This is a genomic window from Pseudomonas sp. AC532, assembly GCF_979258965.1.
In genome coordinates this window covers 3,615,641-3,636,365 of the sequence record NZ_OZ409888.1, presented here as the reverse complement: position 1 = coordinate 3,636,365, position 20,725 = coordinate 3,615,641, and the positions used below count along the sequence as shown (strand labels likewise).

General features: G+C 63.6%; 21 protein-coding genes and 1 tRNA gene. 10 read left to right on the top strand and 12 right to left on the bottom strand.

The window, feature by feature from the left end; all coding sequences use genetic code 11:
- Positions 1 to 22 precede the first annotated feature (22 nt).
- Positions 23 to 487, top strand: coding sequence for a tRNA (uridine(34)/cytosine(34)/5-carboxymethylaminomethyluridine(34)-2'-O)-methyltransferase TrmL (gene trmL, locus ACZ0AV_RS16955; RefSeq protein ID WP_499152101.1), 465 nt, complete (start codon positions 23 to 25; stop codon positions 485 to 487).
- A 113-nt stretch (positions 488 to 600) separates the two neighbouring features.
- Here trmL and secB read toward each other — a convergent pair whose 3' ends face one another.
- The 3 genes from secB to ACZ0AV_RS16940 are packed head-to-tail and all read right to left on the bottom strand — an operon-like array spanning position 601 to position 1,782.
- Positions 601 to 1,065: a protein-export chaperone SecB gene (gene secB / locus ACZ0AV_RS16950; protein WP_499152100.1), complete on the bottom strand. Its 465-nt coding sequence runs from the start codon at positions 1,063 to 1,065 to the stop codon at positions 601 to 603.
- A gap of 47 nt (positions 1,066 to 1,112) precedes the next feature.
- Positions 1,113 to 1,367 carry a glutaredoxin 3 gene (grxC, locus tag ACZ0AV_RS16945; protein ID WP_499152099.1) on the bottom strand — a complete coding sequence of 85 codons (255 nt, stop codon included), beginning with the start codon at positions 1,365 to 1,367 and terminating at the stop codon, positions 1,113 to 1,115.
- A 1-nt stretch (position 1,368) separates the two neighbouring features.
- Complete coding sequence (locus ACZ0AV_RS16940) at positions 1,369 to 1,782, bottom strand: rhodanese-like domain-containing protein (RefSeq protein ID WP_499152098.1); 414 nt, start codon at positions 1,780 to 1,782, stop codon at positions 1,369 to 1,371.
- Positions 1,783 to 1,925: 143 nt separating this feature from the next.
- Here ACZ0AV_RS16940 and gpmI point away from each other — a divergent pair, with 143 nt between their 5' ends.
- The 3 genes from gpmI (at position 1,926) to ACZ0AV_RS16925 (ending at position 6,287) form a co-directional block, all read left to right on the top strand.
- A complete protein-coding gene (gene gpmI, locus ACZ0AV_RS16935) occupies positions 1,926 to 3,461 on the top strand; it encodes a 2,3-bisphosphoglycerate-independent phosphoglycerate mutase (RefSeq protein ID WP_499152097.1) in 1,536 nt (511 codons plus the stop codon).
- Positions 3,462 to 3,693: 232 nt separating this feature from the next.
- The gene (locus ACZ0AV_RS16930; RefSeq protein ID WP_499152096.1) at positions 3,694 to 4,941 is read left to right on the top strand and encodes a murein hydrolase activator EnvC family protein; all 1,248 of its coding nucleotides are present in this window, start codon (positions 3,694 to 3,696) and stop codon (positions 4,939 to 4,941) included.
- A gap of 32 nt (positions 4,942 to 4,973) precedes the next feature.
- Positions 4,974 to 6,287, top strand: a complete 1,314-nt coding sequence (locus ACZ0AV_RS16925) for a S41 family peptidase (protein ID WP_499152095.1) — start codon at positions 4,974 to 4,976, stop codon at positions 6,285 to 6,287.
- Between the two features lie 1,234 nt (positions 6,288 to 7,521).
- On the opposite strand, the gene ACZ0AV_RS16920 is transcribed toward ACZ0AV_RS16925, so the two are convergent.
- From ACZ0AV_RS16920 to ACZ0AV_RS16885, 8 genes are all read right to left on the bottom strand, one after another.
- The gene (locus tag ACZ0AV_RS16920) at positions 7,522 to 8,277 is read right to left on the bottom strand and encodes a substrate-binding periplasmic protein (protein ID WP_499152094.1); all 756 of its coding nucleotides are present in this window, start codon (positions 8,275 to 8,277) and stop codon (positions 7,522 to 7,524) included.
- 187 nt (positions 8,278 to 8,464) lie between these two features.
- Positions 8,465 to 9,220, bottom strand: coding sequence for a substrate-binding periplasmic protein (locus ACZ0AV_RS16915; RefSeq protein WP_499152093.1), 756 nt, complete (start codon positions 9,218 to 9,220; stop codon positions 8,465 to 8,467).
- A 216-nt stretch (positions 9,221 to 9,436) separates the two neighbouring features.
- Positions 9,437 to 10,207: an imidazole glycerol phosphate synthase subunit HisF gene (gene hisF, locus ACZ0AV_RS16910; protein WP_499152092.1), complete on the bottom strand. Its 771-nt coding sequence runs from the start codon at positions 10,205 to 10,207 to the stop codon at positions 9,437 to 9,439.
- Positions 10,208 to 10,294: 87 nt separating this feature from the next.
- On the bottom strand, positions 10,295 to 11,032 hold the full coding sequence (gene hisA / locus ACZ0AV_RS16905; RefSeq protein ID WP_499152091.1) for a 1-(5-phosphoribosyl)-5-[(5-phosphoribosylamino)methylideneamino]imidazole-4-carboxamide isomerase: 738 nt from the start codon (positions 11,030 to 11,032) through the stop codon (positions 10,295 to 10,297).
- A gap of 38 nt (positions 11,033 to 11,070) precedes the next feature.
- Positions 11,071 to 11,325, bottom strand: a complete 255-nt coding sequence (locus tag ACZ0AV_RS16900; protein ID WP_499152090.1) for a DUF2164 domain-containing protein — start codon at positions 11,323 to 11,325, stop codon at positions 11,071 to 11,073.
- The gene (gene hisH / locus ACZ0AV_RS16895; RefSeq protein ID WP_499152089.1) at positions 11,326 to 11,964 is read right to left on the bottom strand and encodes an imidazole glycerol phosphate synthase subunit HisH; all 639 of its coding nucleotides are present in this window, start codon (positions 11,962 to 11,964) and stop codon (positions 11,326 to 11,328) included.
- Positions 11,964 to 12,557: an imidazoleglycerol-phosphate dehydratase HisB gene (gene hisB / locus ACZ0AV_RS16890; RefSeq protein WP_084308285.1), complete on the bottom strand. Its 594-nt coding sequence runs from the start codon at positions 12,555 to 12,557 to the stop codon at positions 11,964 to 11,966. Before hisB ends, hisH begins: the two co-directional genes overlap by 1 nt.
- A 180-nt stretch (positions 12,558 to 12,737) precedes the next feature.
- Complete coding sequence (locus ACZ0AV_RS16885; protein ID WP_499152088.1) at positions 12,738 to 14,396, bottom strand: OFA family MFS transporter; 1,659 nt, start codon at positions 14,394 to 14,396, stop codon at positions 12,738 to 12,740.
- 333 nt (positions 14,397 to 14,729) lie between these two features.
- Between ACZ0AV_RS16885 and ACZ0AV_RS16880 the strand changes: the two genes are divergently transcribed.
- The 6 genes from ACZ0AV_RS16880 to ACZ0AV_RS16855 all read left to right on the top strand — a co-directional run bounded on the left by ACZ0AV_RS16880 (position 14,730) and on the right by ACZ0AV_RS16855 (position 19,993).
- Positions 14,730 to 15,836, top strand: a complete 1,107-nt coding sequence (locus ACZ0AV_RS16880; protein ID WP_499152087.1) for an NAD(P)/FAD-dependent oxidoreductase — start codon at positions 14,730 to 14,732, stop codon at positions 15,834 to 15,836.
- A 65-nt stretch (positions 15,837 to 15,901) separates the two neighbouring features.
- A complete protein-coding gene (locus ACZ0AV_RS16875; RefSeq protein WP_499152086.1) occupies positions 15,902 to 18,130 on the top strand; it encodes an AsmA family protein in 2,229 nt (742 codons plus the stop codon).
- Positions 18,127 to 19,194: an A/G-specific adenine glycosylase gene (gene mutY, locus ACZ0AV_RS16870; protein ID WP_499152085.1), complete on the top strand. Its 1,068-nt coding sequence runs from the start codon at positions 18,127 to 18,129 to the stop codon at positions 19,192 to 19,194. The genes ACZ0AV_RS16875 and mutY overlap by 4 nt, the downstream gene beginning before the upstream one ends.
- Complete coding sequence (locus tag ACZ0AV_RS16865; RefSeq protein ID WP_070880539.1) at positions 19,191 to 19,463, top strand: oxidative damage protection protein; 273 nt, start codon at positions 19,191 to 19,193, stop codon at positions 19,461 to 19,463. Before mutY ends, ACZ0AV_RS16865 begins: the two co-directional genes overlap by 4 nt.
- An 88-nt stretch (positions 19,464 to 19,551) precedes the next feature.
- A tRNA-Phe gene (locus tag ACZ0AV_RS16860) sits at positions 19,552 to 19,627 on the top strand.
- A gap of 180 nt (positions 19,628 to 19,807) precedes the next feature.
- Entirely contained in the window at positions 19,808 to 19,993 is a 186-nt protein-coding gene (locus tag ACZ0AV_RS16855; RefSeq protein ID WP_499152084.1) for a hypothetical protein, read from the top strand.
- A gap of 325 nt (positions 19,994 to 20,318) precedes the next feature.
- On the opposite strand, the gene ACZ0AV_RS16850 is transcribed toward ACZ0AV_RS16855, so the two are convergent.
- Positions 20,319 to 20,693, bottom strand: coding sequence for a response regulator (locus tag ACZ0AV_RS16850; RefSeq protein ID WP_499152083.1), 375 nt, complete (start codon positions 20,691 to 20,693; stop codon positions 20,319 to 20,321).
- Positions 20,694 to 20,725: the final 32 nt, after the last annotated feature.

Sequence of the window (20,725 nt, the reverse complement as noted above, 5' to 3'; positions counted from 1 at the left end):
GTCTTCTGGCTCGGAGCCGTGCATGTTTCATGTCATCCTTTTTCAACCGGAAATTCCGCCCAACACCGGCAACATTATCAGGCTCTGCGCCAACAGCGGCTGCCACCTGCACCTGATCGAGCCGCTCGGTTTCGAGCTGGACGACAAGCGCCTGCGCCGAGCCGGGCTGGATTACCACGAATACGCCCCGCTGCAGCGCCACGCCAGCCTGGAGGCGTGCCTGGCCAGCATCGGCCAACCGCGGGTGTTCGCCTTCACCACCAAAGGCTCCCAGCCATTTCACGAGGTGGCCTACCAGCCAGGCGATGCGTTTCTGTTCGGCCCGGAAAGCCGCGGTCTGCCGCCGGAAATCCGCGACGCCCTACCGGAACAGCAGCGTGTACGCCTGCCGATGCGCGAGGGGTGCCGAAGCCTCAACCTGTCCAACACGGTCGCGGTGGCCGTCTACGAAGCCTGGCGCCAGCACAGCTTCAGCATGGACGACTAAGCCTGTAGCCCGGCGTTGAGCGAAGCGATACCCGGGAATGCAGTCGTTGGGACACGCTTTTGTGCCTACATAAAAAAACGCCCCGAAGGGCGTTTTTTGCAGCAGCCGATAACTCAGTTGGCCGCTTGCTGGCGTTGCAGCTCCTGGGCGTACAGGGCATCGAAGTTCACCGGTGCCAGCATCAGCGCCGGGAACGAGCCACGCACCACCAGATTGTCCAGCGCTTCACGGGCGTAAGGGAACAGGATGTTCGGGCAGAACGCACCCAGGGTGTGACTCATGGAGCCGGCGTCCAGGCCCTTGATCAGGAAGATACCAGCCTGCTGCACTTCGGCGATGAACGCGGTTTCTTCACCGTTCTTGACGGTCACCGAGAGGGTCAGCACCACTTCGTGGAAGTCGCCTTCCAGAGCTTTCTGACGGGTATTGAGGTCCATCGCGACGCTCGGCGTCCACTCCTGGCGGAAGATCTCGGGGCTCTTCGGCGCTTCGAAGGACAGGTCACGCACGTAGATACGCTGCAGCGAGAACTGTGGAGTCTGCTCGTCTTGTACGGCACCGGTAACTTGTTCGGTCATGGGCGAAGCCTTCTGCTGTATGGGCTTAAAGAAAGGGTTTGGCGCTATCAGGCGCGCAGCAACGCATCGAGCTTGCCTGCACGCTCCAGGGCGTACAGGTCATCGCAGCCGCCTACATGGGTGCCGTCGATCCATATCTGCGGCACCGAAGTACGACCGGCCTTGCGGGTCATTTGCGCACGCACCTCAGGCTGGCCGTCGACACGGATCTCATCGAACGTCACGCCCTTGTTGGTCAACAATTGCTTGGCGCGAACGCAATAGGGGCACCAGTCACTGGAGTAGATGACGACCTTGCTCATATCACTTGACCACGGGCAGGTTGTCGCTGCGCCAGGTGGCAATGCCACCGCCGAGCCGGGCAGCGGTAAAGCCCGCCTTCTTCAGGTCGCGGGCGGCAGTACCGGCCTGCTGGCCCAGGGCGTCGACGACGATCAGCGTCTTGCCCTTGTGCTTCTCGAGCTCGGCGATACGCGACGTCAGCTTGTCGTGCGGGATATTCAGCGAACCCACGATGTGGCCGCTGGAAAAATCCTTGTTGTTGCGAATATCGATCACCACACCCTCGTCACGATTGATCAGCGCAGTGACCTCGCGGCTGCTCAGGCTCTTTCCACCCTTTTGCAGCTCGGTGAAGATCAGCAGCGAGAGAATGATGACGAACAGGCCGCTGAGGATGAAGTGGGTGGTAGCGAATTCAATGAGGTTGGCAAGCATCACGCGGTTCCGGGACGGTAAAATGTCGGCCAGTATACACAGCCATGCGGGTCCCACCAAAGGCCGTGCGGCGGTGACGGGATCTTTCCGGGGCCGTAGAATGTCTGATCTTTTTTGCGTCCCTCAAACAGAGCGAGCCCCGTATGAGCGCAACGCCCAAACCCCTGGTTCTGGTCATTCTCGACGGCTTCGGCCACAGCGATTCCCCCGAGCACAATGCGATCTTCGCCGCCAACACCCCGGTGTACGATCGCCTGCGCGCCACCCAGCCCCACGGGCTGATCTCCGGCAGCGGCATGGACGTCGGCCTGCCGGATGGGCAGATGGGCAACTCCGAAGTAGGCCACATGAACCTAGGCGCCGGGCGCGTGGTGTACCAGGACTTCACCCGGGTGACCAAGGCGATTCGCGATGGCGAATTCTTCGAGAACCCGGCCATCACCGGCGCGGTGGACAAAGCGGTGGGCGCCGGCAAGGCGGTACACATCCTCGGCCTGCTGTCCGACGGTGGCGTGCACAGCCACCAGGATCACCTGGTGGCGATGGCCGAGCTGGCAGCCCGCCGCGGCGCCGAAAAGATCTACCTGCACGCCTTCCTCGATGGCCGCGACACCGCACCGAAAAGCGCCCAGGGCTCGATCGAGCTGCTCGACGCCACCTTCGCCAAACTCGGCAAGGGCCGCATCGCCTCGCTGATCGGCCGCTACTTCGCCATGGATCGCGATAACCGCTGGGACCGCGTGGCCCAGGCCTACAACCTGATCGCCGATGGCCACAGCCAGTTCCAGGCGGCAACCGCCGTGGCCGGCCTGGAGGCCGCCTACGCCCGTGGCGAGAGCGACGAGTTCGTCAAGGCCACCAGCATCGGCGAGCCGGTTCGTGTCGAAGACGGCGACGCCGTGGTGTTCATGAACTTCCGCGCCGACCGCGCCCGTGAGTTGACCCGCGCCTTCGTCGAGCCCGGCTTCGATGCCTTCGAGCGTGCCCGCGTGCCACAGACCGCCGGCTTCATCATGCTCACCCAGTACGCGGCGAGCATCGACACGCCAAGCGCCTACAAGCCGGAGCCGCTGGTCAACGTACTCGGCGAGTACCTGGCCAACAACGGCAAGACCCAGTTGCGCATTGCCGAGACCGAGAAATACGCCCACGTCACCTTTTTCTTCTCCGGTGGCCGTGAAGAGCCGTTCCCCGGCGAGGAGCGCATCCTCATTCCTTCGCCCAACGTCGCCACCTACGACCTGCAGCCACAGATGAACGCACCCGAAGTCACCGACAAGATCGTCGACGCCATCGAGAACCAGCGTTACGACGTGATCGTGGTCAACTACGCCAACGGTGACATGGTCGGCCACACCGGCGTGTTCGACGCGGCCGTGGCTGCCGTGGAATGCCTGGACACCTGCGTAGGTCGCATCGTCGAGGCGCTCGACAAGGTTGGCGGCGAGGCGCTGGTCACCGCCGACCATGGCAACGTCGAGCAGATGCAGGACGAATGCACCGGCCAGGCGCACACCGCCCACACCTGCGAGCCGGTGCCGTTCATCTATGTGGGCAAGCGTGACGTCAGCATCCGCGAAGGCGGCGTGCTGGCCGACGTGGCGCCAACCCTGCTGACCCTGATGGGCCTGCCGATCCCCAGGGAAATGACCGGCACCAGCATCGTTACGCTCAACTGAGCCCAGGTTGCTCAACTCCGGCCAGGGTCGACCGATGGAGGCGAGCGCCAAAGCTCCCATCGGTCGACCACCAGACGCCTTGAGTCGGCATTCGCCATTCAAGGCGTTTTTTTTACCCGGCACCACGGGCATACTAGGGTCTGTTGCTGTTTCAGCATGACCGCGTGGCGGCTGTGCCGGCCCCTGAACTGTCAACAGCCCCTTACGTTCCCCGCCAGGTACCGCCTGCCCCATGTTCCGTGCCCTCGCCCTCATTCTTTTGACCAGCCTGCTGGTGCCGGCCTTTGCCGACCAGAAAGCCGACACGCAAAAACAACTGGATGCCGCCAGCGCCGATGTGGCCGAGCTGAAGAAACTGCTGGAGCAGTTACAGCAGGAGAAATCCGGCGTACAGAAACAACTCAAGTCCACCGAAACCGAGATGGGCGACCTGGAAAACCAGGTCAAGAGCCTGCGCCAAGAGCTGCAGGAGAGCGAGGAGGAACTCAAGCGCCTCGATCAGGAGAAAAAAAAACTCCAGGACGCGCGCCTTGAGCAACAACGGCTGATCGGTATTCAGGCCCGCGCCGCCTACCAGGGCGGCCGCCAGGAATACATCAAGCTGCTGCTCAACCAGCAGAACCCGGAAAAGTTTTCCCGCACCCTGACCTACTACGACTACCTCGCCGAAGCACGCATGGAACAGCTGACCGCCTTCAACGAGACGCTGCGCCAGTTGGCCAATGTCGAGAAGGACATCGGCCACCACCAGGCCCAGTTGCAGGAACAGAAAGGCCAGCTCGATGCGCGCAGCAACGAACTGGCCGCGGTGCGCAAGGAGCGCCAGCTCGCCCTGGCCAAGCTCAACAAGGATTACGCCGCCCGTGACCAGCGCCTCAAGGCGCGCGAGCAGGAGCAGGCCGACCTGAACCGGGTTCTCAAGACCATCGAGGAAACCCTGGCCCGGCAGGCACGCGAAGCCGAACAGGAGCGCCAACGCGCCCTCACGGCGGCCCGTGAAAAGCCCAGCGCACCGGTAACCGGCAAGCGCACGGAGAGTGGCCCGCTGGTCAGCTCTGGAGCGACTTATGGCGGCCCCTTCGCCAATGCCCGGGGTAAGCTGCCATGGCCGGTCAATGGCCGTCTGGTGGCGAGATATGGAACCCCGCGCGGCGAAGACGCTCGGACTAAGTGGGACGGTGTGCTGATCGGCGCGACCGCCGGCAGTCAGGTACGCGCTGTGCATGGTGGTCGTGTGGTTTTCGCAGATTGGTTGCGCGGCTCCGGGCTTCTGGTCATCCTCGACCACGGCAACGGTTACCTGACCCTCTACGGGCACAATCAGAGCCTGCTCAAGGACGCCGGAGACATCGTCAAGGCCGGCGACCCCATCGCCACCGTTGGTACCAGCGGCGGGCAGGATACGCCGGCCCTGTATTTCGCGATTCGCCAGCAGGGCCGCGCCAGCGATCCGGCCCAATGGTGTCGGGCGCAAGGATAAGCGCCATCTCATTGTCGTAGGAGTTAGTTCGAATGCCGCAACTGTCCCGCCTCACCTCTTTGGCCCTGGCGATTGCCCTGCTTGGTGGCGCACCCGTGCTGCATGCCGACCAGGCTCCGATCACCCCGCCGCCAGCCGCCGACCAGAGTGCAGCGCCCCTGCCGCTGGACGAGCTGCGCACCTTCGCCGAGGTGATGGACCGCATCAAGGCCGCCTACGTGGAGCCCGTCACCGACAAGGAACTGCTGGAAAATGCCATCAAGGGCATGCTCAGCAACCTCGACCCCCATTCGGCCTACCTGGATCCCAAGGCGTTCACCGAGCTGCAGGAAAGCACCAGCGGCGAATTCGGCGGCCTGGGCATCGAAGTGGGCACCGAAGACGGCTTCATCAAGGTCGTCTCGCCGATCGATGACACGCCGGCCTCCAAGGCCGGCATCCATCCCGGCGACCTGATCGTCAAGATCGACGGCCAGCCCACCAAGGGCCTGTCGATGATGGAAGCCGTGGAAAAGATGCGCGGCAAGGCCGGCAGCAAGATCCTGCTGACCCTGGTACGCGAGGGGGGCAAGCCGTTCGACGTCGAGCTGACCCGTGCGGTGATCAAGGTCACCAGCGTGCGCAGTCAACTACTCGACCCAGGCTACGGCTACATTCGCGTCACCCAGTTCCAGGTCAACACCGGCGAGGAAGTCGGCAAGGCGCTCAACAAGCTGCGCAAGGACAACGGCAAGAAGCTCAGCGGCCTGGTGCTTGACCTGCGCAACAACCCGGGCGGCGTACTGCAGTCGGCCGTCGAGGTGGCGGATCACTTCCTCAAGCAGGGCCTGATCGTCTATACCAAGGGCCGCATTCCCAACTCGGAGCTGCGCTTCTCCGCCGACCCGATCGACGCAAGCGAGGGGGTACCGCTTGTGGTGCTGATCAATGGCGGCAGTGCTTCGGCTTCGGAAATCGTCGCCGGCGCCCTGCAGGACCAGAAGCGTGGCGTGGTGATGGGCACGGACAGCTTCGGCAAGGGCTCGGTGCAAACCGTACTGCCGTTGAACAACGACCGTGCGCTGAAGATCACCACGGCGCTGTACTTCACCCCCAACGGCCGCTCCATCCAGGCCCAGGGCATCGTCCCGGACGTGGAAGTGGCGCGCGCCAAGCTGACCCGCGAAAGCGACGACCCGAGCCTCAAGGAAGCAGACCTGCAAGGTCACCTGGGCAACGGTAACGGCGGTGCCGATCGTCCAAGCCAGGGCAGCGCCGGCAGAGCGGCTCGCCCGCAGGATGACGACTACCAGTTGAGCCAGGCGCTGAACCTGCTCAAAGGCCTGAACGTCACCCGCGCCGACTAAGCCGCCACCATGAAAAAGCCCCGCTGCAGCCTGCTGCAGCGGGGCTTTTTATTACCGCAGCGGCCGGACAGCAGCTGCGCCCATGCCTCACCCTGTAGGAGCCGCGACCTCGCGGCGAATCGTGGGGCCGACGCGAAACCTGCAGAATGGCCGCAATTATTCGCGCCGGGGGCGACGCTCCTACGCGGAAGGTGGTTCGGCCCTGCAACCCGCGCCCATGCGCATGCCCATGCCCATGCCCCACCCTGCAGGAGCCGCGACCTCGCGGCGAATCGTAGGGCCAACGCGAAACCTGCAGGATGGCCGCAATCATTCGCGCCGGGGGCGACGCCCCTACGCGTGAAGCAGCGCACCCTGTAACCCGCGCCATGCCCCACCCTGCAGGAGCCGCGACCTCGCGGCGAATCGTGTGGCCGACGCTAAACCTGCAGCATGGCCGCAATCATTCGCGCCGGGGGCGACGCTCCTACGCGGGAGGCAGCGCACCCTGTAACCCGCGCCATGCCCACCCTGTAGGAGCCGCGACCTCGCGGCGAATGGTGGGGCCGACGCGAAACCTGCAGGATGGCCGCAATCATTCGCGCCGGGGGCGACGCTCCTACGCGGGAGGCAGCGCACCCTGTAACCCGCGCCATGCCCACCCTGTAGGAGCCGCGACCTCGCGGCGAATGGTGGGGCCGACGCGAAACGTGCAGGATGGCCGCAATCATTCGCGCCGGGGGCGACGCTCCTACGCGGGGAGGTGGTTCGGCCCTGCAACCCGCGCCCATGGCCATGCCCATGCCTCACCCTGCAGGAGCCGCGACCTCGCGGCGAATGGTGGGGCCGACGCGAAACCTGCAGGATGGCCGCAATTGTTCGCGCCGGGGGCGACGCTCCTACGCGTGAAGCAGCGCACCCTGTAACCCGCGCCATGCCCCACCCTGCAGGAGCCGCGACCTCGCGGCGAATCGTGTGGCCGACGCAAAACCTGCAGAATGGCCGCAATTTTCGCGCCGAGGGCGACGCTCCTACGCGGGAGGTGGTTCGGCCCTGCAACCCGCGCCCATGCCCATGCCTCACCCTGCAGGAGCCGCGACCTCGCGGCGAATCGTGGGGCCGACGCGAAACCTGCAGGATGGCCGCAATCATTCGCGCCGGGGGCGACGCCCCTACGCGTGAAGCAGCGCACCCTGTAACCCGCGCCATGCCCCACCCTGCAGGAGCCGCGACCTCGCGGCGAAATGGGCGCTTCTTACAGGTAGCTGTTGATCATCTCATCGATGAAGCCTTCGTTGCGCAGCTCGTCCAACGCCTTTTGCAGGCGCTGCACCACTTCGTCCGGCGTGTCCTTGTTCAGCGCCAGGTAGAGTTCGGCGTCATTGAAGCGCAGCACCGTGGTCAGGCCGCTCACGCCCTCCTGCTTGGCCAGATAACGGCCGACCGGGTCGGTGGTGGCCCACAGGTCGATCTTGCCGCTGGTGAGCTTCTTCACGTTCTCCTGGTCACGCAGCGCATTCACCGGGCTCAGGCCCTGGCCTTCCAGGTGCTGGCTGACCGCGTCGTTCTTGTAGGCGCCAATGGTGTACTGGCTGGCGTCCTTCAGGCTGTTGACGGTGACGTTGTTGCCGGGCGCGGCCAACAGCACCCAGCCAGTCTTGGCCAGCGGGCCGACCCATTTGAACAGCGGCTGGCGCTCGGGGGTGAAGGTGGTGGAGAACAGACCGTAGTTGGGCTTGTCGAGGGTCAGCTTGTAGAGGCGATCCCAGGGGAAACGCAGGGTCAGCGTGTAGTCGATCTTGGCGCGCTTGAACATTTCACGAACGATCTCGGCATTGATGCCGTCGATGCCATCGTCACGTGCGAAGTTCTTGTCGTCCACCGCCATGTTGAACGGAGGAAAGTTCTCGGTCAGCAGCACCATCTTGTAATCGGCTGGCAGCTCGGCCCTGGCGGTACACGCCGCCAGCGTGAACCCGAGCACTGCAATTGCCTTTATCGTCTTCAACATCAGTCGTCCCCGCCGCGTGGTTATGATTATGGTTGGCGGCTTCCTGCCGAATCCCCGCGTCATCCCCCTCCGTGGCAATGACTAGCGCATGCCAATGGCACGCCGCATTGCAGCATGATGCCGGCGCCTGGCTCCACGAGCGCCCCCTCGGTAGCGCCCGCTTCGCATGGCTAAATGGCCTTCATGCCTAAAGATAACTGTTGAGGATATTGTCGACGTAACCCTCAGTACGCATCTTGTCCAGTTCGGACTGCAGCTTCTGTACCACCTCGTCCGGCACTTCCTTGTTGAGTGCCAGATAAAGCTGGGCGCTGTGGAAGCGCAGTACGGTTTTCAGGCCGCTGACGCCTTCCTGGCGCGCAAGGTAACGACCGGCAGGGTCACCGGTGGCCCACAGGTCGATCTGCCCGCTGTCGAGTTTCTTGGCATTTTCCTGATCGCGCAGCGAGGTGATCGGCTGCAATCCCTGCTTCTCCAAATGCTCGGCGATGGCATCGCCCTTGTAGGCGCCGATGCGATACTGCTTGGCCTGCTGCACGTTGTTGACCACCAGCTTGCTGTCACCACGTGCCAGCAGTACCCAGTCGTCCGGGCCGATCGGGCCTACCCACTTGAACAGTTCCTCGCGCTCGGGCAGCCGCGCGGTCACGAACACGCCGTAATCGGGCTTTTCAAGCGCGAGTTTGTAGATGCGATCCCAGGGAAAACGCAGGGTGAGGCTGTACGACACGCCGGCACGCTTGAACATTTCGCGCACCACATCGGCGGCGATGCCATCGATATTGTCTTCCTGCGCGAAGTTCTTGCCGTTGATCGCCATGTTGTACGGCGGGAAATTTTCCGTCAGCAACACCACGTTGTAGTTCGGATCGATTTCGGCACGCGCTGCCGATGCCATCAAAAGCAGGGCACCCGCCGCTGCCAACCACAGACGTTTCCACATGTACTCGACTACCTGTCAATCCAGAGTGTTGACGGGCGGCCAGGAAGGTCACGCCCGGAGCGACCGGGCCGGTCCTGTCAGATGTGGCGCGCTAGACGCTCTGGCTTGACTCGATCCCTGTCACACGGCTACTAGCTTAGCGCCATTAGCGGGCATGCCAAAGCCCAATTGCACCAAGTTGGACGCATTGCACATCCAGCCTGCGTGCAGCCGCGCTCAGCGCACCACGATACCGCGACTGGCCAGATACGCCTTGGCCTCCGGAACCGTGTATTCGCCGAAGTGAAAGATGCTTGCCGCCAGGACAGCCGCCGCCTTGCCCTCGATGATGCCGTCGGCCAGGTGTTGCAGGTTGCCGACTCCGCCGGAGGCGATCACCGGGATGCCCACGGCTTCGCTGATGGCGCGGGTCACGCCGAGGTCGTAGCCACTCTTCACGCCGTCCTGGTCCATGCTGGTGAGCAGAATCTCGCCAGCGCCCAGGCCTTCCATCTTTTGCGCCCAGGCGACGGCATCCAGGCCGGTCGGCTTGCGGCCGCCGTGGGTGAAGATTTCCCAGCGCGGCACCTCGCCCGGGCCGGAGACCTTCTTGGCGTCGATGGCCACCACGATGCATTGCGAGCCGAAGCGCGACGCCGCCTCGCCGACGAACTCGGGCGTGAATACCGCGGCAGTATTGATCGACACCTTGTCGGCACCGGCGTTGAGCAGGTTGCGGATGTCCATCACGGTGCGCACGCCGCCGCCTACGGTAAGCGGGATGAACACCTGGCTGGCCATGCGCTCGACGGTGTGCAGCGTGGTATCGCGACCATCGACGCTGGCGGTGATGTCGAGAAAGGTAATCTCGTCGGCACCCTGTTCATCGTACCGACGGGCGATCTCTACCGGATCTCCGGCGTCGCGGATGTTCTCGAACTTGACGCCCTTGACCACACGGCCGTTGTCCACGTCCAGGCAAGGGATGATGCGTTTGGCGAGAGCCATACGGAACTCCGTAGGGCGGACTCAGGAGCAAAGCGAACAGTCCGCCGGTTGACGATCGCGTACTGCCTGCGGCGAGTACGCCCTACATTACTTGCTGAAGTTGTCGCAGAAGGCCTGAGCCTCGGCGACGTCCAGGGTGCCTTCATAGATGGCGCGGCCGGTGATAGCGCCGATGATGCCTGGCGAGCGCGCCAGCAGCAGCTTCTCGATGTCGCCCAGGTTGTGGATGCCGCCCGAGGCGATCACCGGGATGCGACTTGCTGCGGCCAGAGCCGCGGTGGCTTCGACATTGCAGCCCTGCATCATGCCGTCCTTGGCGATGTCGGTATAGACGATCGCCGAGACGCCATCGGCCTCGAAGCGGCGCGCCAGATCGGTAGCCTGTACGGTGCTGACTTCCGCCCAGCCGTCGGTGGCGACGAAACCGTCCTTGGCATCCAGACCAACGATGACCTTGCCCGGAAAGGCCTTGCAGGCGTCGGTAACGAATTGCGGATCTTTCACCGCCTTGGTGCCGATAATCACGTAGCTGACCCCAGCCTTGACGTAATGCTCGATGGTTTCCAACGAGCGAATGCCGCCACCGATCTGGATCGGCAGGTTCGGGTAGCGCCTGGCAATGGCAGTGACCACCTCGCCATTCACCGGCTTGCCTTCGAACGCGCCGTTGAGATCGACCAGGTGCAGGCGGCGGCAACCGCCCTCGACCCATTTGGCAGCCATGCTCACCGGGTCATCGGAGAACACCGTGGAGTCTTCCATGCGGCCCTGGCGCAGACGCACGCAGGCGCCGTCCTTGAGGTCGATAGCGGGAATAATCAGCATCTGCACACCTTGTTCAGTTCAATCAGCGTTGGCTGGAATCAATCTTTCTCGAGCGCCCAGAGGTCGACTTCGAGGCTTTCGAAGCGCTCGCGCAACAAACTGTGCGCATCGGTGATCGCTCGGTTGTAGTAATGCGGCGCTACGTCACGGCCAAACAGCTCGAGCAGTTCAAGCACTTCGAAGGAGCCCAGCTCCAGCTCGAAACGCTCGGCCAGAAAACGCTGCAGTTTGTGCACCGCATCGCTTTCCTGCTCGGGCGTGAGCGTGAGGATCGGGCTCTTGAGCCTGGCCATCTACCAGCGGCCATCCCAGGCGGCGAAGTTCTGCAGCAACTGCAAGCCGTGGGTATGGCTCTTCTCGGGGTGAAACTGCACGGCAAAGCGCGAACCGTCGGCCAGCGCGGCGGCGAAATCCTTGCCGTAGTGGCCGCGACCGACGACCTGCTGCGCCTTGGCAGCCTCGATGTAATAGCTGTGCACGAAGTAGAAACGCGCCTGGTCCGCAATGCCGTGCCACAACGGGTGGTTGACCGCCTGGCTGACTTCGTTCCAGCCCATATGGGGCACCTTGAGGGGCTCCCCGTCCTCGACCATATCCTTGCCGAAGAAACGCACCTGGCCGGGGAACAGGCCGATGCAGTCGACGCCGTCGTTCTCTTCGCTGCGCTCGAGTAGCGCCTGCATGCCCACACAGATGCCCAGGAACGGGCGATCCTGGCTGACTTCGCGCACCAGCTCATCGAAGCCCAGGCGGCGAATCTCGGCCATGCAGTCGCGGATCGCGCCGACGCCGGGAAACACCACGCGGTCGGCCTCACGAATCACCTGTGCGTCGCTGGTCACCAACACCCGGCCAGCACCGACGTGCTCCAGGGCCTTGGCCACCGAGTGCAGGTTGCCCATGCCATAGTCGATGACTGCAACCGTCTGCATCAGAGTACGCCCTTGGTCGATGGCATCTGCCCGGCCATGCGCGGGTCGAGTTCCACGGCCATGCGCAGCGCGCGGCCGAAGGCCTTGAACACGGTTTCGATCTGGTGGTGGGTATTCACGCCGCGCAGGTTGTCGATGTGCAGGCTGACCTGGGCATGGTTGACGAAGCCCTGGAAGAATTCCTGGAACAGGTCGACATCGAAACCACCGACCACCGCACGGGTGAACGGCACGTGCATCTGCAGGCCCGGGCGACCGGAGAAGTCGATCACCACGCGCGACAGCGCTTCGTCCAGCGGCACGTAGGAATGCCCGTAGCGGGTCATGCCCTTCTTGTCGCCAACCGCCTTGGCGAACGCCTGGCCGAGGGTGATGCCGACGTCTTCGACGGTGTGGTGATCGTCGATCTCGAGGTCGCCCTTGCAGAAGATGTCGAGGTCGATCAGGCCGTGGCGGGCGATCTGGTCAAGCATGTGCTCGAAGAACGGCACGCCGGTATCGAAGGTGGCCTTACCGGTGCCATCCAGATTGATCGAGACCTTGATCTGGGTCTCCAGGGTATTGCGCTCGACGGATGCCGTACGTTCGGCCATCACCTGCTCCACAAAATCGTTGGGCGAAAGGGCAGCCATTATAGGCTGATAAGCAGCGAAGCTATAAAGCCGCACGGCGAAAATGCACGAAAAACGCTTGAGGTCAGGGCTAAAAATCGACGGGCATAAAAAATCCCGCTGGCGCACCGGGCGCCAGCGGGATTTTTGAACCGCAGCCTGTTACTGGAACAGAACGACGGTCTTCTGCAGGGTTACCCACACACCCCAGGCCAGCGGGATACCCACGGCCAGCCAGGCGGCGATGACCAGTGGCTTGCTCGACGGATCGGCAGCCCACTCCAGCTCGGCAGCGGATGGCGCGGATTTCTCGCCATGGGCACGCTCGGCGGCCAGTTCTGCTTCGCTCATGAAGTACTTCGGATCAACCGGGCGAACCAGCAGGTTGCAGACGAAGCCCAGCACCAGCAGGCCGGCGAGGATGTACAGGGTGATGTCGTAGGCAGCTGCGCGTTCGACGCCGATGCTCAGCTGATACTCGCGCAGGTAGTTCACCAGCACCGGGCCCAGCACGCCAGCGAAGGCCCAGGCGGTCAGCAGGCGACCGTGGATCGCGCCAACCATCTGGGTACCGAACAGATCCGCCAGGTAAGCCGGAACCGTGGCGAAACCGCCACCGTACATGGACAGGATCAGGCAGAAGGCGAATACGAACAGCGCGATGCTACCCAGGTGACCGGTCCACGGGACCAGCGCGTACAGGGTGAAACCCAGCGCGAAGAACACGAAGTAGGTCGCCTTGCGGCCGATCAGGTCGGAGAACGATGCCCAGAAGAAACGACCGCCGATGTTGAACAGGCTCAGCAGGCCGGTGAAGCCGGCAGCGATTGCCGCGATCTGCATCAACTGCTCTTTGCTCAGCTCGCTGAACGGTACGTTCACGCCGATCAACTTGCCGCCGAACACTTCCTGCAGCATGGGCGATGCCATGCCGATGATGCCGATACCAGCGGATACGTTCAGGCACAGCACGGCCCAGACCAGCCAGAATTGCGGGGTTTTCCACGCGGTGTTCACGTGGACGTGGCCCTTGGTGATCATCGCATCGTTGGCCTTGGCAGCCGGCGCGACCCAGCCAGCCGGTTTCCAGCCAGTTGGCGGAACGCGGTAGGACAGCGCGCCGCCGACCATGAAGATGAAGTAGATCACCGCCATGACCACGAAGCTCTGCCACACACCGACGTCGGTCTCGCTGGAGAAGTGGCCCATCAGCGCTGCCGCCAGTGGAGCACCGACCATCGCACCGCCGCCGAAGCCCATGATGGCCATACCGGTCGCCATGCCGCGCTTGTCCGGGAACCACTTGATCAGTGTCGATACCGGGGAGATGTAACCAAGGCCCAGACCGATACCACCAATCACACCGGAACCGACCCACATCAGCCAGATCTGGTGGGTATAGATGCCCAGCGCCGAAATCAGCAGACCACCACACCAGCACACGGCCGAAACCAGGCCGGCCTTGCGTGGGCCTGCGTGCTCCAGCCAGCCGCCCCACACGGCAGCCGCGCAACCAAGGAAGACGAAGAACAGGGTGTAGATCCAGCCGAGCATGGAGATCTGCCAATCGCAGTTGCTGGCGAATATCTGCTCAAAGAAGCCGATATCCGGCGCGCAGGCGACGGCAGTATCGATACCAATGGCTTTCGACAATGGCAGCCAGAATACGGAAAATCCGTAGGCCATGCCGATGCACAGGTGAATGGCGAGGGCAGCTGGCGGAACCAGCCAGCGGTTGAAACCGGGCTTAGCGATGATGCGCGCCTTGGACAGGAACGCAGGGGTCGCTGAAGCACCGTTTTGCACGGTGGCGTCAGTCATTTTTTCTTCTCTGATTTAGTTGGCAAACAAGACGATTATTGGCGACGCCCATGGATAAGAGCGTTACCTGATATGAACCAAGTTGAGGCGGGTCCTTCACAGCGAGCAGCGCGCTGGAAATCCCGTGACATTGTGTCACATCGCCATGGTGATTACGCAACCATCGACAGGCACTTTTGCGCGCGCGAGACATCTTTCTCAGACTGCCGACATTATTTACCGACGGCCGGTAACTAAGCCTCTCTGCAAGGTTCCAACGGATGCGTCGATGACAGCCCAGCGCCTGCCGCGACGATTGGAAAAATACCCCGCACACCTCTCATGGAAACTGCCATGGATAGCATCGATACCCTGATCATCGGCGCCGGCGCACTCGGCCTTGCCTGCGCCGCACGCCTGGCCGCGCCGGGGCACAGCACGTTGATCGTCGAGCAGGAAGGCCTGATGGGCAGCCACACCTCCAGCCGCAACTCGGAGGTCATTCACGCCGGCATCTATTACCCGCCAGGTTCGCTCAAGGCCGAGCTGTGCCTGGAAGGCCGCGAGCGCCTGTACGCCTGGTGCGAGCAGTGGCAGGTGCCGTACCGGCGCCTCGGCAAGCTGCTGGTGGCGGTGAGTGACGAGGAGCGCGGCAAGCTCGAGGCGCTGGCCGACAATGCCCACGCCAGCGGCGTCGATGAGCTGCTGGCGATCGATCGCGCACGCCTTGCCGCCCTGGAGCCCGCGGTGCGCGGCGTCGCAGCCCTGCTCTCGCCCAATACCGGCATCATCGACAGCCATGCCTTTCTGCAATCGCTGCTTGCCTGCGCCGAACGCCAGGGCGCCGAACTGGTGCTGCAGACCCGGGTCGACAGCCTGACTCATGACGGTGACGGCTGGATCGCCAGCGGCAGCAGCGCTGGCGAGCCGTTCAGCCTCAAGGCTCAGCGCGTGATCAACGCCGCCGGCCTGTTCGCCCAGCACCTCGCGCAGCGCACCGACGGCCTGGCGCCGCAGCACATCCCGCGCCTGCACTTGTGCCAGGGCAACTACTTCAATTACAACGGCAAATCGCCGTTCAGCCATCTGGTCTATCCGATGCCGGAGGCCAATACCAGCGGCCTCGGCGTACATGCCACCCTGGACCTGGGCGGGCAGTTGCGCTTCGGCCCCGACACCCGCTACCTCGACAGCATCGACTACCGTGTCGACGAGACCCTGCGCGACGCCTTCGCCAGCGCCATCAGCCGCTATTTCCCCGCGCTCGACAGCACGCGGCTGGTGCCTGGCTATGCCGGCATTCGCCCCAAGCTCGGCGGCCCCGGAGAGCCCGCGCAAGATTTCATGCTGCAAATGCCGGCCGAGCATGGTCTACAGGGGCTGGTGAATCTGTTCGGGATCGAATCGCCGGGTCTCACCGCCAGCCTGGCCATTGCCGAACGCATTGCCCACAGGCTTTAACCGCGGGGATGCCGTCGGCGCTATACTCGCGGATTCAAATTTTCGTCACTGCATAGGACTCGTCCATGAAAGCGCTCGGCAAAATCCTGGGTCTGTTCTTCCTCGGACTGCTGCTGATCATCGTGGCGTTGGGCTTTGCCCTGACTCACCTGTTCGACCCCAACGATTACAAGGATGAAATCCGCCAGCTGGCACGCGACAAGGCCAACCTGGAGCTGACCCTCAACGGCGACATCGGCTGGAGCCTGTTCCCGTGGCTGGGCCTGGAGCTGACCGACGCCACGCTGGCCAGCGCCAGCACGCCGGACAAGCCCTTCGCCAACCTGCGTCTGCTCGGCCTTTCGGTGCGCGTACTGCCGCTGCTGCGCAAGGAAGTGCAGATGAGCGACATCCGTGTCGATGGCCTCAACCTCGACCTGCAGCGCGACGAGAACGGCCATGGCAACTGGGAAGACGTCGGCCGTCCTGCCGCCAAGCCGGGCGAAGCGCCGGCCGAGCAGAGCGCTGCCAACGAGACGCCGAACGCGCAAACCGAGCCCGCCCAGGACAGCACCCAGCCGATCAGGCTGGACATCGACAGCCTGATCGTCAACGGCGCCCGAGTGGACTACCGCGACGCCCAGAAGGGCCAGCAATTCAGTGCCGAAAGCATTCAGCTCACCACCGGCGCCATTCGTGAAGGTGCGGCCGTACCGATCAAGCTCAGCGCCTTCTTTGGCAGCAACCAGCCGGTCATGCGTGCGCGCAGCGAGCTGCAGGGTGAACTGCGCTTCGACCGCGCGCTCAAGCGCTACCAGCTCGAAGATGCACGCCTGTCCGGGGAAGCCTCCGGCGAGCCGTTCAACGGCCAGACCCTCACCTATGCCGCCCAGGGCCAACTGCTGGTCGACCTGGCGGCCCAGGTTGCCGAGTGGAACGGCCTGAAGCTCTCGGCCAACCAGCTGCGCGCCCTGGGTGAGCTGAAAGTCCGCGACCTGCAAAGCGAACCCAAACTGTCCGGTGGCCTGTCCGTGGCCCCGGTGAACCTGCGTGAATTTCTCGCCAGCCTCGGCCAGAAGTTGCCGCCGATGACCGACGAGAAAACCCTGTCGCAGTTCGAACTGGTGACCCAGCTCGGCGGCACGCCCACCAGCCTGTCGCTCGATGAACTGACCCTCAAGCTCGACGAAAGCACCTTCACCGGCAGCATTGCCGTCGCCGACTTCGCCAAGCAGGCGCTGCGCGTGCAGCTCAAGGGCGACAAGCTGAACCTCGATCGTTACCTGCCACCGCAGAGCAAGGACAAGAAAGACAGCGACACCGCCCGCAAGGCCGAAGTGCGCGAGACCGTCGCCAATGCCGGACAAGCCGGCAGCACCCCGGTGCCCAACGCACCCACTCAGCAGGCCTGGAGCTCCAGCGAAGTACTGCCCATCCCCCTGCTGCGCAAGCTCGACGTGCAGACCAGCCTGACCCTCGAGCAGTTGACGCTGTACAAGCAGGCACTGACCGACGTCAGCCTGAAGGCTCGCGGCCAGGGCGGCGCTCTCAATCTCGAAGAACTGCGCGGCAACCTCGGCAAAGGCAGCTTCGCCATCAGCGCCGATGCCGACGTTCGCCCGGCCGTGCCGGTGCTCAGCCTGCACACACAGCTCAACGCCATACCGGTCGAGCCCTTTCTCAAGGACGAACAGCGCCCCTCGCCCCTCAAGGGCCTGCTCGACCTGAACAGCGACCTGACCACCAGCGGCAACAGCCAGAAGGCCTGGGTCGACGCGCTCAACGGCACCGCCAGCTTCCTGCTCAACGACGGTGTGCTGGTCGATGCCAACCTGGAGCAACAGCTGTGCCGCGGCATCGCCACCCTCAACCGCAAATCGCTGAGCAGCGACCCGCGCAGCAAGGACACGCCCTTCGAGCGCCTGCAGGGCAGCCTCAACATTCGCAACGGCGTGGCCAGCAACCCCGACCTGCAAGCGCGTATTCCCGGCCTCAGCGTGGCCGGCAACGGTGACCTCGACCTGCGCGTGCTGGGCCTGGACTATCGCGTCGGCATCACCATCGAAGGTGACCAGCGCGAAATGCCCGACCCTGCCTGCGAGGTCAATCCTCGCTACGCCGGCGTGGCCTGGCCGCTGCACTGCCGTGGCCCGCTGGAGCTCGGCGCCAAGGCCTGCCGCCTCGACCAGGAAGGCATGGGCAAAGTGGCCGCCAAACTGGCCGGTGACCGTATCAACGAGAAACTCGAAGAAAAGCTCGGTGACAAGGTCAGCCCCGAACTGAAAGACGCACTCAAGGGCCTGTTCAACCGATGACACCCGAGCAATTCTCCAGCGCGGTCCTGCGCTGGTACGACGTGCACGGCCGCAAGGACTTGCCCTGGCAGCAGGGCATCACGCCTTACCGCGTGTGGGTCTCGGAAATCATGTTGCAGCAGACCCAGGTCAGCACCGTACTCGGCTACTTCGACCGCTTCATGAGCGCGCTGCCTACCGTGCGCGACCTGGCCGAAGCACCACAAGACGAAGTGCTGCACCTGTGGACCGGCCTGGGCTACTACACCCGCGCTCGCAACCTGCAGAAGACTGCCCAGATCATCATGCGCGACCATGCCGGCGAGTTTCCGCGCAGCGTTGAAGCGCTCACCGAACTGCCCGGCATCGGCCGCTCCACGGCAGGCGCCATCGCCAGCCTGAGCATGGGCCTGCGCGCGCCCATTCTCGATGGCAACGTCAAACGTGTGCTGGCCCGCTTCGTGGCCCAGGAAGGCTACCCGGGCGAACCCAGAGTGGCCAAGCAGCTGTGGGCCGTGGCCGAGCGTTTCCTGCCTGAAGAGCGCTTCAATCACTACACCCAGGCGATGATGGACCTCGGTGCCACGCTGTGTACCCGCAGCAAGCCCACCTGCCTGCTGTGCCCGGTGCAGAGCGGCTGCGAAGCGCACCTGCTCGGCCTGGAGATCCGTTACCCGATCGCCAAACCGCGCAAGGAACTGCCGCAGAAGCGCACGCTGATGCCGATGCTCGCCAGCCGCGACGGCGCCATCCTGCTCTACCGACGACCTTCGACCGGGCTCTGGGGCGGCCTGTGGAGCTTGCCCGAGCTGGCAGACCTCGACGCGCTGGCAGCCCTGGCCGACCAGCACCAGTTGCGCCTTGGCGAACGCCGCCAGCTAGACGGCCTGACCCACACCTTCAGCCACTTCCAGCTGGCCATCGAACCCTGGCTGATCGAGGTCGACGGCGTACCCGGCTTCGTGGCCGAGGCCGACTGGCTCTGGTATAACCTCGCCACCCCGCCGCGCCTGGGCCTCGCCGCCCCGGTGAAGAAACTGCTCAAACGCGCGGCCGACGTATTGCACACAGGAGAAATGGCATGACCCGCACCGTGATGTGCCGCAAGCACAAACAACAACTGCCCGGCCTGGATCGCGCGCCCTACCCTGGCGCCAAAGGCGAAGACATCTACCAGAACGTATCCAAACAGGCCTGGGAAGAATGGCAGAAGCACCAGACCCTGCTGATCAACGAACGTCGCCTGAACATGATGAATGCCGAGGACCGCAAATTCCTGCAGGCCGAGATGGACAAGTTCCTGTCCGGTGAGGATTACGCCCAGGCGGAAGGCTACGTTCCCCCCAGCGAATGAGGCGCGGGACGTAAGCGCCCGGAATATTTAAATATTTTCCAAAAAACGTTTGACAGCAAAAAGCGAAAACCGTCTAATACGCCCCGTTGCCCAGGTAGCTCAGTCGGTAGAGCAGGGGATTGAAAATCCCCGTGTCGGCGGTTCGATTCCGTCCCTGGGCACCACCTTTCTTCTCAGGTGGTGCCAGCATCACATGAGAAAATAAAAAACCGGCCTTGGGCCGGTTTTTTATTGCCTGCAAAAAAGTACCGTCCAGCCGACAGCCTGAACACGTCAGCCTGGCCCCCCTCCAAAGCACAGACCTCGCGCCTTCCATGCCGAGGCTCATGCAGCCGGAGCCAACCATGCACCTCTCTATCGCCCTTAATGCCGCAAACGACCCCAAGCAACCTCCCGTCGAGCCGCACGAAACGCCGATCAACGATCCAGGTAACGAGGATCCAGGCTCCATTGTCGATGATCCGGATAGCCCGTTCAGCCCACAACGCCCCATCGAGGAACCGGGAAGGCCGAGCCCTGAGAAGCGCTGAACGCCTTTTAGAACTGCCGAGCGAATCGATACCCGGTCAATCTCGTCCCCGGCACGGGGAAAGGGATAGATAGCCGCCGGGCTGCGATGAATTCGCGGGGGCGGGCCGTGCCAGCGACGGCGCCCCCACCATGGTTCGCGCGCATGGCGCGCTCCCACAGGTATCTGGTATCGATAGCTGCTTCAGCTTAGCGCCGCGTAGTCGGGCTGAGCGAGGTGATGCCTGGGGCTCTTGCTAACGCCTTCACCCATCCGGAGTGGGTGACCGTGGGAGCGGGCCATGCCCGCGAGCTCATGGACATGCCCCTGGTCGCCTCCTCTGCTCCTCAATCGAGCAGGTGAGCGATCTGCGTGCTCAGGGTTTCCAGGGTGAAGGGCTTGCTGAGCAGCGGCGCGGAGTCCAGCAGTGCACTGCCGGTTTCGCGCACTTCGGCAGGATGGCCGCTGATGAAAATCACCTTGAGATCAGGACGCAGCAGCAGGGCCGGCTCGGCAATGCGCACACCGGAGACGCCACCTGGCAGGCGGAAATCGGTGACCAGCAGATCCAGATAAGGCTTGGTGGCGAGGATGGCGAAGGCGTCGGTGGCGCAGTCAGCCTGCAAGACACTGTAGCCCTCGCCCTGCAGGTACTCGGCCAGCAACATGAGCAGGAGCGGATCGTCTTCGACGATCAGTACGGTTCGGGTGGATTGGTTCATTGCCCTGCTCCTGGCTCTTTTTTACTCCTTCG